This is a genomic window from Pseudomonas sp. 18.1.10, from assembly GCF_024655625.1.
In the GTDB taxonomy this organism is placed as follows: Bacteria; Pseudomonadota; Gammaproteobacteria; order Pseudomonadales; family Pseudomonadaceae; genus Aquipseudomonas.
The window spans coordinates 1-12751 of sequence record NZ_JANLGL010000165.1; the positions used below are offsets into that span (position 1 = coordinate 1).

Annotated in this window: 9 protein-coding genes; 5 read left to right on the forward strand and 4 right to left on the reverse strand. The window is 61.9% G+C overall.

Annotated elements, in window-relative coordinates; genetic code table 11:
• Window positions 1-70 precede the first annotated feature (70 nt).
• Window positions 71-4024: a trifunctional transcriptional regulator/proline dehydrogenase/L-glutamate gamma-semialdehyde dehydrogenase gene (putA, locus tag NUV89_RS22345; protein ID WP_257783014.1), complete on the reverse strand. Its 3954-nt coding sequence runs from the start codon at window positions 4022-4024 to the stop codon at window positions 71-73.
• A 120-nt stretch (window positions 4025-4144) separates the two neighbouring features.
• Here putA and NUV89_RS22350 point away from each other — a divergent pair, with 120 nt between their 5' ends.
• Together NUV89_RS22350 and putP are read left to right on the forward strand one after the other, a co-directional pair.
• Window positions 4145-4363, forward strand: a complete 219-nt coding sequence (locus tag NUV89_RS22350) for a hypothetical protein (RefSeq protein ID WP_257783015.1) — start codon at window positions 4145-4147, stop codon at window positions 4361-4363.
• A 121-nt stretch (window positions 4364-4484) separates the two neighbouring features.
• Window positions 4485-5969, forward strand: a complete 1485-nt coding sequence (gene putP, locus NUV89_RS22355; RefSeq protein WP_207041217.1) for a sodium/proline symporter PutP — start codon at window positions 4485-4487, stop codon at window positions 5967-5969.
• Window positions 5970-6037: 68 nt separating this feature from the next.
• On the opposite strand, the gene NUV89_RS22360 is transcribed toward putP, so the two are convergent.
• Both NUV89_RS22360 and NUV89_RS22365 read right to left on the reverse strand, forming a co-directional pair.
• Window positions 6038-6409: a hypothetical protein gene (locus tag NUV89_RS22360; protein ID WP_257783016.1), complete on the reverse strand. Its 372-nt coding sequence runs from the start codon at window positions 6407-6409 to the stop codon at window positions 6038-6040.
• Entirely contained in the window at window positions 6399-7346 is a 948-nt protein-coding gene (locus NUV89_RS22365; RefSeq protein WP_257783017.1) for a hypothetical protein, read from the reverse strand. Before NUV89_RS22365 ends, NUV89_RS22360 begins: the two co-directional genes overlap by 11 nt.
• A 317-nt stretch (window positions 7347-7663) precedes the next feature.
• On the opposite strand from NUV89_RS22365, the gene NUV89_RS22370 reads away from it, so the two are divergent.
• Both NUV89_RS22370 and NUV89_RS22375 read left to right on the forward strand, forming a co-directional pair.
• Window positions 7664-9667, forward strand: coding sequence for a type VI secretion system tip protein VgrG (locus NUV89_RS22370; RefSeq protein WP_257783018.1), 2004 nt, complete (start codon window positions 7664-7666; stop codon window positions 9665-9667).
• A gap of 5 nt (window positions 9668-9672) precedes the next feature.
• Entirely contained in the window at window positions 9673-10356 is a 684-nt protein-coding gene (locus NUV89_RS22375) for a DUF4123 domain-containing protein (RefSeq protein WP_257783019.1), read from the forward strand.
• Here the strand turns inward: NUV89_RS22375 and NUV89_RS22380 are convergent.
• Complete coding sequence (locus NUV89_RS22380; protein WP_257783020.1) at window positions 10342-11619, reverse strand: O-acetylhomoserine aminocarboxypropyltransferase/cysteine synthase family protein; 1278 nt, start codon at window positions 11617-11619, stop codon at window positions 10342-10344. The two genes, NUV89_RS22375 and NUV89_RS22380, sit on opposite strands and share 15 nt — an antisense overlap.
• Before the next feature lie 219 nt (window positions 11620-11838).
• Here NUV89_RS22380 and NUV89_RS22385 point away from each other — a divergent pair, with 219 nt between their 5' ends.
• Window positions 11839-12675, forward strand: a complete 837-nt coding sequence (locus NUV89_RS22385; RefSeq protein WP_017734897.1) for a 23S rRNA (adenine(2030)-N(6))-methyltransferase RlmJ — start codon at window positions 11839-11841, stop codon at window positions 12673-12675.
• Window positions 12676-12751 lie beyond the last annotated feature (76 nt).

Sequence of the window (12751 nt, forward strand, 5' to 3'; positions counted from 1 at the left end):
GTACATCTGTCACTGATCCACCGCATTCGCGAGCAAGCCCGCTCCCACATTTCTGACCGCGTTGTGTCAGTTAGCCGATAGTCATCAGGCTAGCGTTACCACCCGCCGCAGCAGTGTTAACGCTCAACGCCCGCTCGATCACCAGGCGCTCCAGCGCAATCGCCGTCTCGCCCTGGGACAAGCCATGCACCCCGACAATCGCGCCATTGCGCTGCGCCACTTGCTGGCACACCGCACGCAGTTGATCGGAATCACCGTGGTGCAGAACCGCGTCAAACACCACGTCGTCCTTGGTCCAGTCAGCCACGCGCTTGATCTTCGCCTGAATCTCTTTAGGCAGGCGTGGGAACACGGCCTTGGTCACGTCAGTCTCTGGCCATACCGCCGAACCGCCTACCGCCAGCACAGCGGCCAGTTGGGTCAGCAGGTCGCTTTCCACGTCCGCCAGGCACAGTACGTGCTCGCGTGGCAGGATCGCGTAGCTGTTGCGCTCGCCGGTCGGGCCGGCCAGTTGGCGGGTGATACCGCTTTGCGATTGCGCGGCGAACTGCTCGCACAGGGCGCTCAGGTCGCTGAGCTTGTGGCTGTCGGCCCAGGCTTTCAGGGCGGTCAGCGGTTGGCTCATGGCGTCACGCAGGCGCACATCCGGCGCGCTCAGCTTGTCGCCACGTACGAAGGATTGCTCGATGGCATCCGTAGGACGAGTCGAAAGCAGGCGATACAGGTACAGCGGACCACCGGCTTTCGGGCCGGTGCCCGACAGACCTTCGCCGCCGAACGGCTGCACACCAACTACGGCGCCGACGATGTTGCGGTTCACGTAGACGTTACCGGCATGGACGTTGTCGATCACCTTGGCGATGGTCTCGTCGATGCGGGTGTGCACGCCCAGGGTCAAGCCGTAGCCCGACGCGTTGATCTGGCCGATGAGCTGGTCGATCTCTTTGCGCTTGTAGCGCACCACGTGCAGCACCGGGCCGAAGATCTCCCGTTGCAGTTCGTCGAAGCTTTCCAGTTCGATCAAGGTGGGCATCACGAAGGTGCCGCGCTTGATCTCTTCGCCGTCGGCAATCGCCACCTGATACACATTGCGGCCTTTGTCGCGCATGGCCTGGATGTGTTTCTCGATGCCGGCCTTGGCTTCGGCGTCGATCACCGGGCCGATATCCACCGACAGGCGTTCCGGGTTACCCAGGCGGCATTCCGCCATGGCGCCCTTGAGCATTTCGATGACGCGGTCTGCCGAATCTTCCTGCAAGCACAGGACACGCAGGGCCGAGCAACGTTGGCCGGCACTGTCGAAGGCCGAGGACACCACGTCGATGACCACTTGTTCGGTCAGCGCCGAGGAGTCAACGATCATCGCGTTCTGCCCGCCGGTTTCGGCGATCAGCGGGATCGGCCGGCCCTGGGCATCCAGGCGCCCGGCGACATTGCGTTGCAGCAGGCGCGCCACTTCGGTGGAACCGGTGAACATCACGCCTTTGACGCGATCATCACCCACCAGGCGCGCACCCACGGTCTCGCCCTGGCCCGGCAGCAATTGCAGCACGCCTTCCGGGATGCCCGCTTCCAGCAGGATGCGCACGGCTTGTGCAGCGACCAGCGGGGTTTGCTCGGCCGGCTTGGCCAGTACCGGGTTGCCGGCGGCCAGTGCAGCGGCAACCTGGCCACTGAAGATGGCCAGCGGGAAGTTCCACGGGCTGATGCAGACCACCGGGCCCAGTGGGCGGTGGGCGTCGTTGGTGAAATCGTTGCGTGCCTGCACCGCGTAGTAGCGCAGGAAATCCACGGCTTCGCGCACTTCGGCAATGGCGTTGGCGAAGGTCTTGCCGGCTTCACGGGCCAGCAGGCCCATCAGCGGTTGGATCTCGCCTTCCATCAGGTCGGCAGCGCGCTCCAGGATCGCAGCGCGTTCGGCGGGCGGGGTGGCCTGCCAGATCGGACCGGCGTTGATGGCGCATTGGATCGCGTTATCCACGTCTTCGACGGTGGCTTCTTGCACGTGGCCGACCACATCACGCAGGTCGGACGGGTTCAGTACCGGTGCAGCGGGTTGGTTGCTGGCAGCGCAACCGAGCATCGGCGCGGCTTTCCAGTGGTTGTGGGCCGTGGCCAGCAGGGCGCAGGACAGCGATGCCAGGCGGTGTTCGTTGGCCAGGTCGATACCGGCGGAGTTGGCGCGCTCGCTGCCGTACAGGTCGCGTGGCAATGGAATGCGCGGGTGCGGCAGGCCGAAGCCGCCTTCCAGCGTGGCCATTTGCTCGATGCTGGCCACTGGATCGGCCACCAGCTCCTGAATCGAGATGGACTGGTCGGCAATGCGGTTGACGAACGAGGTGTTGGCGCCGTTTTCCAGCAGACGACGCACCAGGTAAGCCAGCAGTGTTTCGTGGGTGCCGACCGGAGCGTACACGCGGCACGGACGGTTCAGCTTGCCATCGGAGACCTTGCCTACAACCTGCTCGTACAGCGGTTCACCCATGCCGTGCAGGCATTGGAACTCGTACTGGCCGGGGTAATAGTTCTGACCGGCGATGTGGTAGATGGCCGACAGGGTGTGGGCGTTGTGCGTGGCGAACTGCGGGTAGATGACTTCCGGCACCGACAGCAGTTTGCGTGCGCAGGCGATGTAGGAAACGTCGGTGTACACCTTGCGGGTGTACACCGGGTAGCCTTCCAGGCCTTCGACCTGGGCGCGCTTGATCTCGCTGTCCCAGTACGCGCCTTTTACCAGGCGGATCATCAGGCGGTGGCGGCTGCGGCGCGCCAGGTCGATGACGTAGTCGATCACATACGGGCAGCGCTTCTGGTACGCCTGGATGACGAAACCGATGCCGTTCCAGCCGGTCAGTTGCGGCTCGAAGCACAGGCGTTCCAGCAGATCCAGCGACAGTTCCAGGCGGTCGGCTTCTTCGGCGTCGATGTTCAAGCCGATGTCGTATTGCTTGGCCAGCAGGGTCAGGGACAGCAGGCGCGGGTAAAGCTCGTCCATCACACGCTCGTACTGCGCACGGCTGTAACGCGGGTGCAGGGCCGAAAGCTTGATGGAGATGCCCGGGCCTTCATAAATCCCACGGCCGTGAGAGGCTTTGCCGATGGAGTGAATGGCTTGCTCGTACGAGGCCAGGTACTTCTGTGCATCGTGTTCGGTGAGTGCGGCTTCACCGAGCATGTCGTAGGAATAACGGAAGCCCTTGGCTTCGAACTTGCTCGCGTTGGCCAGGGCTTCGGCGATGGTTTCGCCGGTGACGAACTGCTCGCCCATCAGGCGCATGGCCATGTCGACGCCCTTGCGGATCATCGGCTCGCCGCTCTTGCCGATGATGCGGCTCAGGGACGAGGTCAAGCCTGCTTCGTTATGGGTGGCGACCAGTTTGCCGGTCAGCAGCAAGCCCCAAGTGGCGGCATTGACGAACAGCGATGGGCTGTTGCCCAGGTGCGGCTGCCAGTTGCCGGTGCTGATCTTGTCGCGGATCAGGGCGTCGCGGGTGCCCTTGTCCGGGATGCGCAGCAGCGCTTCGGCCAGGCACATCAGCGCCACGCCTTCCTGGGACGATAGGGAAAATTCTTGCAGCAGGCCCTGAACAATACCGGCACGGCCGCCGGCACTCTTCTGGTTACGCAGTTTTTCGGCAATCGAGGCGGCCAGCTTGTTGGTGGCTTCAGCCATCGGTGCCGGCAGGCGAGCCTGTTCGATCAGCATCGGCACCACTTCCGGCTCAGGGCGGCGGTAAGCGGCGGTGATCGAAGCGCGCAGGACGGATTGCGGCAGGATGCTCTCGGCGAACTCCAGGAAGCACTGGTGGGCGTGGTCGGTCTGCACCTCGCCTGCGTCGTCGGCGTCCTTGCTGCTCAAGCCATTGAGTTCGGTCAGGGTTGCACCACCCTCCAGTTTCTCCAGGTAATTGAAAATCGCCTGCTTGATCAGCCAGTGCGGCGTGCGATCAATGGAGGTCGCGGCAGCCTTCAGGCGTTCGCGGGTCGGGTCGTCGAGTTTGACCCCAAGGGTGGTCGTAGCCATTTTCTTATCCTCATGGGTGCCACTACCGAGTGGCATCAGCTGGCGGCAAGATTAGCTTTGCCCATGCAGAGGTGCAACCGGGTGCAACCCTTTTTATGCATGAAATTTTCAGGGGGGCGCATGAAAAAAACCGACCCTCAGCGGAATCTGCTTCACGGTGGTGCATTTGCTTCTGAGATCGGCTGTTCTTGCTCCGAAAAGGAGCAAGAACGGGGTGTTTTGCTGAATTCACACTTGGGTGCAACTTATTCTCACGAAACTGGTTGCACCTTATTTGCTTTGTTGAATAGCATTCGCGCCCAAGGTGCAACCACCTCCACGAGTCGGTTCATCGGCTGACGGCTTTCCTGGGGAAACGTCAGTCATAAATGCGCGGCACGCAGTTACGTCTACCTACTTGCAGTGGGTGGCCGTCTGACAGACCGCCGCTACATAAAAACAAAGCCAGGGCGTCACTCATATGAGCGTAAGTAATCCAACCCTGATCACGTTTGTGATCTACATCGCAGCAATGGTGCTGATTGGCTTCATGGCCTATCGCTCCACCAACAACCTTTCCGATTACATCCTCGGCGGTCGCAGCCTCGGTAGCGTGGTCACGGCTCTGTCGGCTGGTGCTTCGGACATGAGCGGCTGGTTGTTGATGGGCTTGCCCGGTGCGATCTACATGTCCGGCCTGTCGGAAAGCTGGATCGCCATCGGCCTGATCGTCGGTGCTTACCTCAACTGGCTGTTCGTGGCCGGTCGCCTGCGGGTACAGACCGAACACAACGGCGACGCCCTGACCCTGCCGGATTACTTTTCCAGCCGTTTCGAAGATAAAAGCGGCCTGCTGCGGATCATCTCCGCCGTGGTGATCCTGGTGTTCTTTACCATCTACTGCGCCTCCGGCATCGTCGCCGGTGCCCGCTTGTTCGAAAGCACCTTCGGCATGTCCTACGAGACGGCGCTGTGGGCCGGTGCTGCCGCGACTATTGCCTACACCTTCGTCGGTGGTTTCCTGGCAGTGAGCTGGACAGATACCGTACAAGCCACGCTGATGATCTTCGCGCTGATCCTTACGCCGATCATCGTGCTGCTGGCCACCGGTGGCGTTGATACCACCTTCCTCGCCATCGAAGCGAAGAACCCTGACAACTTCAACATGCTGAAAAACACCACCTTCATCGGCATCATTTCGCTGATGGGCTGGGGCCTGGGTTACTTCGGCCAGCCGCACATCCTCGCGCGTTTCATGGCGGCGGATTCGGTGAAGTCGATCGCCAACGCGCGCCGTATCTCCATGACCTGGATGATCCTGTGCCTGGCCGGTACCGTCGCGGTGGGTTTCTTCGGTATCGCCTACTTCTCGGCGCACCCGGAAGTGGCTGGCCCGGTCAACGAGAACCACGAGCGTGTGTTCATCGAGCTGGCCAAGCTGCTCTTCAACCCATGGATTGCTGGCGTGCTGCTGTCGGCTATCCTGGCTGCCGTGATGAGCACCCTGAGCTGCCAACTGCTGGTGTGCTCCAGCGCCCTGACCGAAGACTTCTACAAGACCTTCCTGCGCAAAAACGCCTCTCAGGTTGAACTGGTGTGGGTCGGCCGCCTGATGGTGCTGGTGGTTGCGCTGATCGCCATCGCCATGGCCGCCAACCCGAACAACCGCGTACTGGGCCTCGTGAGCTACGCCTGGGCTGGTTTCGGCGCAGCGTTCGGCCCTGTGGTGCTGATCTCGGTTATCTGGAAAGGCATGACCCGCAACGGCGCACTGGCCGGCATCCTGGTTGGCGCGATCACCGTGATCGTGTGGAAACACTTCGAACTGCTGGGCCTGTACGAAATCATCCCGGGCTTTATCTTCGCCAGCCTGGCGATCTACTTCGTGAGCAAGCTGGGCGCACCGACTGCGGGTATGGTCGAGCGTTTTGATGCGGCGGAGAAGGACTACAACCTCAACAAGTAAAAATCGCCTGTTGAGTGGAGAAAACGGCCCGCGTCCTTTGGATGGCGGGCCGTTTTTGTTTCTGCGGGTCAATCTGAGGCAGCCACGCCCATTCCCACCAGGCTTAGTGTGCAGAGCAGGAACATTATGTGAAGCAGGATTTTTGTTTTGCGGGGAAAGGCCCGCGCTTGCTCCAGGTCGGCGGCGCCCCGTTTTGCAAAGCGTCGGGGCAGGGCGATGATGCAATACACTACGCAAAGTCTCGCCATTCGCCCGCGGTATGAGTTTCCTAAATAGTCGGCGTGGCAAGCGAGGGGGCACTTGTTCAGGAGCGCTTCCATGGACTCAAGCTTCAGATAGCAAAAGAAGAGCAACATTACGTAGGAGGTGATCATCGCGAGTAATGTACCGATTACGACCAATGTCTGTGCTGGCAGACTTAAGAAGCTATCAAGGCTCATACAATCGTTCTCCCACTTCTTCGCCGAGCATGCCCCCGAAGTGACCACCTGTTGCGCCGCCTATGCCACCTGCGATCAAGAAACAGGCCAATGCCCCAGGACCGGTACTAGGGGCCAATATGGCAACGCACACGGATGCCCCGACAGCACCCCCCAATGCCCCTCCAACAACCCCCGTACCCAACTTCCCCACCTCCACATATTTCGCCTTCGTACACTGCTCCTCCCTCCCGGTAGAACACGCCTCCTTGATCTCCAGCGCCGTCGCTGTCGTACTCAACGCTATCCCCAACGGCGTGCCGTGTTTAAGCAGCTTCGCCGTCTTCGAAATTTTCGCAATCGTTTCTGCGTATCGATTTATCTCCCCGGTGTGCAAATAGCTCCTGGTGGATATCCCCAGCATTTTCTTGATCGAACCTTCATTGCGCAGGCCCGTACCATAACGCGCAAAGCTGCGCATTTGCGCTTCCAGTTTGGCAAACAGCACTTGGCGGCGAGCCAGGAAATCATCTCGTGCAGCGCCACCGCCCCGGCGCAGCGATTGCTTATGCAGTGCCTCGATTTCATCGAGGGTTTTCACGATTTCCTGCAAATGCCGACTCCAGGCATCCCCTGCGGTGCCGATCCCCAGCGAAGCGTACCCCAGCAACTTTTGCAGCAAATCGTAGTTCTGCAGCGCAAAGGCATCCCCGCCATGGGCCATCACGCTATGGCGAATATCCCAAGCCGCGCACATCAGCCGTGACTCCTCCGAGGTGCGCGCGGCAACCGTCTCGTCACCGACGATCACCAGTTGCCCCGGCAGCACCACCACATTGCGGATATGCGTATTCAGCGCGTCAAACTTGACTTCGGCGTGCTTGCTCAACCGCAAGCTCGCCTTGAGCTCCACGGACGTTTGTTGCCGGTGATTGAGAAAACCGTAGGGCTGAGGCATCACACGCTCCCCCGCGATTCGGTGTAGAGACGACTGGCCATGAACACATTCCTTTTGCATGAACATGGCTGCGAAATTTAATCAGTCGTCTGGTAATCGTCGTGGTTATGCGTGGGGAATTTGGGGTGGTTTTTTGACTTTGGGAAACGGGCTACACAGCGATGAAAGGCTTCCGTCAGACGCCTGTATTTTTGTGCGAAAAATCCAAGCAAACGAAACCTAAGTCGTAAGGATTTACTGATTTGTCTGCGCCGCGATCAGCAGGGCAAAAGGCTGAGGCACTATCCCCCGCCCACCCTTTCGCAGAGAAACACCGGATGTTCGCTCCTGCCAATCAAAGTGCCTTCAACCTGACCCTGGACGGGGTCGCCAGTGACCTCAAGGTCTTCAGCTTCAGTGGCACCGAAGCACTCAGCCAGCCCTATCGCTTTGACCTTGAGCTGGTCAGCGAACAGCCCGACATCGACCTCGAAGGCCTGCTGCATCGTCCGGTGTATCTGGGCTTCGACAACCAGGGTCACGGTGTCCATGGCCTGGTCTATCGCGTCGCGCAAGGCGATTCCGGGCGGCGCCTGACGCGTTATCAGATCAGCCTCGTGCCGCAATTGACCTACCTGGCACACAGCAGCCAACAACGAATTTTCCAGCACCAGACGGTGCCGCAGATCGTGGCGCAGGTGCTGGTGGGGCAGGGCATCCAGAGTGACCGCTTTGCATTTCACTTGAGCGGCACTTACCCCGAGCGCGAGTACTGCGTGCAGTTTGGCGAGACCGATCTGGCGTTCGTCCAGCGCCTGTGTGCCGAGGCGGGCATCCACTATCACTTCCAGCATGCGAGCGACCGGCACCTGCTGGTGTTTGGCGATGACCAGACGGTCTTTGCCCGGGCTGAGCAGCCCACCCCTTACACCCCCGGCTCCGGGATGGTCGCCGACACGCCGGCGATCAAGCGCTTTGCCGTGCAACTGGAGGCCCGCGCCACGGTGCTGAACCTGCGCGATTACGATTGGCGCAAGCCGCGCCTGGCGCTGGAAAGCACGGTGGCTGGCGAGCAACTGCCGCGCCTGGAAGTGCAGGATTATCCCGGACACTTCAGCGACCGCGCCCATGGCAAGTACCTTGCGCAACGTGGCCTGGAGCGGCGGCGCAGTGACTATCAAATCGCCCGTGGCAGTGGCGACGAGCCGGCGCTGGCCAGCGGCCGCTTCCTGCGGCTCAGCGGCCACCCCCGTGAGGCCTGGAATGAGGAGTGGTTGGTGACCCAGGTTGTCCACGAGGGCAAGCAGCCCCAGGTGTTGGAGGAAGCGGTTACCGAGCCGGCGGGCGGCGATTTTCGCCAGGGTTATCGCAACAGCTTTATCGCAGCGCCCTGGGAGGCGATCTTTCGCCCGCCATTGCCTGAGCGTCCGAGCATTTCCGGCTATCAGAACGCGGTGGTCACCGGCCCCGCCGACAGTGAAATCCATTGCGACGAATACGGCCGGGTCAAAGTGCAATTGGCCTGGGACCGCAACGGCAAACACAACGATCATTCCAGCTGCTGGTTGCGGGTCGCCAGCGGCTGGGCCCATGACCGCTATGGCGCGGTGCTGATCCCGCGCGTGGGCATGGAAGTGCTGGTGGGCTTCGTCAATGGCGATATGGACATGCCCCTGGTGATGGGCTGCCTGCCCAACGCGGCGACACCTGTGCCGCTCGACCTGCCTGCAGACAAGACCCGCAGCACATTCCGCAGCCACAGCAGCCCCGGTGGCGGCGGCTACAACGAGCTGCGCATCGAGGACCGCAAGGGCGCCGAGGAAATCTACCTGCGCGCCCAGCGCGATTGGACCCAGCACGTGCTGCATGACCAGCAGGTGCAGGTGGATAACCGGCGTCAGGTGCGGGTGGGCGGCGAATCCCACCATGAGCTGCAAGGTGAGGAACAGCGCATCACCCACGGCAACCGCCTGACCGAACTCAAGCAGGACGATCACCTGGTGGTCGGCGGCTCCCAGCAGATGCGTGCCGGGCGCACCATTCAGATCGGTGCCGGGCACAGTGTGGTCATCGATGCGGGCGCGTCCGTGACGATTCAAGCGGGCGGGCAGTCGATCACGTTGTCGGCGGGCGGGATTTTCAGCAGCGTGCCGATCCAGCTTGGTGGCGCGCCTGCTGCGGTCGCTGCGCCGCTGATGCCGGGATTGAAGGAGACACTGCTGGCGGTCATACCCGCACCGTTGAGCCGCGCGCAAGTGGCCAGCCTCAAGCGCAGCGCGCCGTTTTGCGAAGAGTGTGAGCGCTGCAAGAACGGCCTGTGCGCCAGCCCTGAATGGATCTGACGACGATGCATCAAACCTTGCTCCCCGGTGAACAACTCTTCGCCATCGTCGGCGCGGCCAGCGACGCCAAGCCGCTGACGGCGTGGCGAACCCATGCAGGCGCAACGGCGCTGCACCCGGTTTGGGCCGGCACGGCCTATGCGTCATGGGATGAGGTCATGCCCTACGTCGCCATCGTCGAGCGTGGCAGTCCCTTCCTTGATTGGGCTGCGGCCACCGCATCCACCGATTGGGGCTGGCTGGCCGTCTCGTCCAGCCCGTTGGAAACGGTGATCGCGCACCTGCAAAGCCTGACCAAGGTGTACCTGCCGGAGGGTCAGGCGGTGTTCCTGCGCTTTTGGGACGGCGCCCAGATGTTGCCGATCATTCAGCAATCGGGAGAGGAGATATTGCCAGTGTTCCAGCGCTACTTGATCAATGGCCAGGCGCTGAGCGTGGCGACAGGCGCGGTGACGGCAGCCAAAGCCAGTCCCTGGTGGCAAGTGCCGGCGCCGTTAGTGGCGCAGTTGGCGGGCCAATCACCGCAGACGCTGATCGACAACCTGCTGCAATGGCTCGAAGAACAGCGCCCCGACCTCTGCGCTGCCTTCACGCCAGCGACCTTGCGCCACAAGGTCGCCCGCTTCGTGCGGATTTCGCCCACCAGCCATGCAGCGCTGGCCGACTACATCGCCTCAGAGCTGGGTTGAGCCCAAGGCCTGCTGCAAATCTTCGAGCAGGTCTTCAATCGCTTCGATGCCCACCGACAGGCGGATCATTTCCGGTTTCACCCCGGCCTTGGCCTGCTCTTGTGCGTTCATCTGCCGATGGGTGGTGGAGGCCGGATGGCAGGCCAGGGACTTGGCATCGCCGATATTCACCAGGCGCTTGAAGATTTGCAGCGCGTCGTAGAAGCGCACACCGGCTTCATAGCCGCCCTTCAAGCCAAACGACAGGATCGCCGAGGGTTTGCCCTGCAGGTATTTCTGCGCCAGGGCGTGGTGCGGATGATCCGGCAGGCCGGCGTAGCTGACCCATTCCACGTCGCGATGGCCTTGCAGGAACTGCGCGACCTTCAAGGCGTTTTCGGTGTGGCGCTCCATGCGCAGTGCGAGGGTTTCCAGGCCTTGTAGCAGCAGGAAGGCGTTCATCGGCGCCAGCGCCGCGCCGGTATTGCGCAGCGGCACGGTGCGGGCGCGGGCGATAAAGGCCGCGGGGCCGAATTTCTCGGTGTAGACCACGCCGTGATAGGCCGGCTCGGGGTTGTTGAGGCCGGGGAATTTCTCCGGGTAATCGGTCCAGGGGAAGGTGCCGCTGTCGACAATCACGCCGCCCAGGGAGTTGCCATGGCCGCCGATGTATTTGGTCAGCGAATGCACGACGATGTCGGCGCCGAACCTGATCGGCTTGCACAGGATCGGCGTGGCCACGGTGTTGTCCACCATCAGCGGCACGCCACGGGCATGGGCGACGTCGGCCAGGGCTTGCAGGTCGATGATATTGCCCGCCGGGTTGCCGATGCTTTCGCAGTACACCAGCTTGGTGTTGTCGTCGATCAGTTTGGCGATGGCTTGCGCGGAGTCGTCACGGGCGAAGCGCACGTCCACGCCAAAGCTCGGCAGTAGGTGCGCGAACAGGGTGTAGGTGCCGCCGTAGAGCTGCGGTGTGGTGACGATATTGTCGCCGGCGCGCGTCAGCGTCTGGATCGCATAGTGGATCGCCGCGCTGCCGGCCGACACGGCCAGGGCCGCGATGCCGCCTTCCAGCGCCGCAATGCGTTGCTCCAGCACGTCGTTGGTGGGGTTCATGATGCGCGTGTAGATATTGCCGGGCACGTCCAGGTTGAACAGGTCGGCACCGTGCTGGGCGTTGTCGAATTCGAAGGCGACGTTCTGGTAGATCGGTACAGCGACGGCCTTGGTGGTGGGGTCCGACTTGAAGCCGTGGTGCAATGCGAGGGTGGCGTCTTTCATGATTGTTTTGACCTCCTTGGACAGTGTGGGAGCTGGCTTGCCTGCGATAGCATCACCGCAGTGTGCAGGTAATACCGCGTCGCCTGCATCGCGGGCAAGCCCGCTCCCACATAACCGCCTAGATCATTTTCAGCGAAGTTCCTGCGCTTTAAGCATAAGCACCGCACTGCACCTGAGCCCGCGTAAAAGGTAAACTTCGCCCCCTGCGCAGGAGCAACCATGAATTATCGTCACGCCTTTCACGCCGGCAACCACGCCGATGTCTTCAAACACCTGACCTTGACCCGCCTCATCGCCCTGATGTCGCGCAAGGAGCAGCCGTTCACCTACCTCGATACCCACGCCGGGATCGGCCTGTACGACTTGCAGGGCGACCAGGCCAACCGGACCGGTGAATACCTGGAAGGCATTGCGCGCCTGTGGGGCCAAAGCGACCTGCCGCCGCTGACCGCTGATTACATGCGCGTGCTGCACGAGATGAACCCGGATGGCCAGTTGCGCTACTACCCGGGCTCGCCGGAGCTGGCGCGCCGCCTCACGCGGCCGCAGGACCGCGTGCTGCTCAATGAAAAGCACCCGGAAGACGGCGTGCTGCTCAAGGACAACATGAAGGGTGATCGCCGCGTCAAAGTGCACCTGGGCGAAGGCTGGCATGTGCCGCGTGCCTTGCTGCCGGTGCCGGAAAAACGCGCGTTGATGCTGATCGACCCGCCGTTCGAGAAACTCGACGAGATGCAACGCTGCGCCGCGTCCCTCAAGGAAGCCGTGAGCCGCATGCGTCAGACCGTCGCCGCCATCTGGTACCCGGTGAAGGACCAGCGCATGTTGCGCCGTTTCTATCAGGACCTGGCCGGCACGGGGGCGCCGAAGCTGTTGCGTGTGGAGTTGTTGGTGCATCCATTGGATACGCCGAACACCCTGACCGGCTCGGGCCTGGCGATTGCCAATCCGCCGTGGGGTTTGGAAGAGGAGTTGCGGGAATTGCTGCCGTGGTTGTCCAAGCAGCTTGGGCAGACCCAGGGTGGGTGGCAGATGGATTGGTTGATCGCTGAGTAATCAGGCGCCTGGCAGGGCGCTATCGCGGGCAAGCCCGCTCCCACAGGGGAATGCATTCCAAATGTGGGAGCGGGCT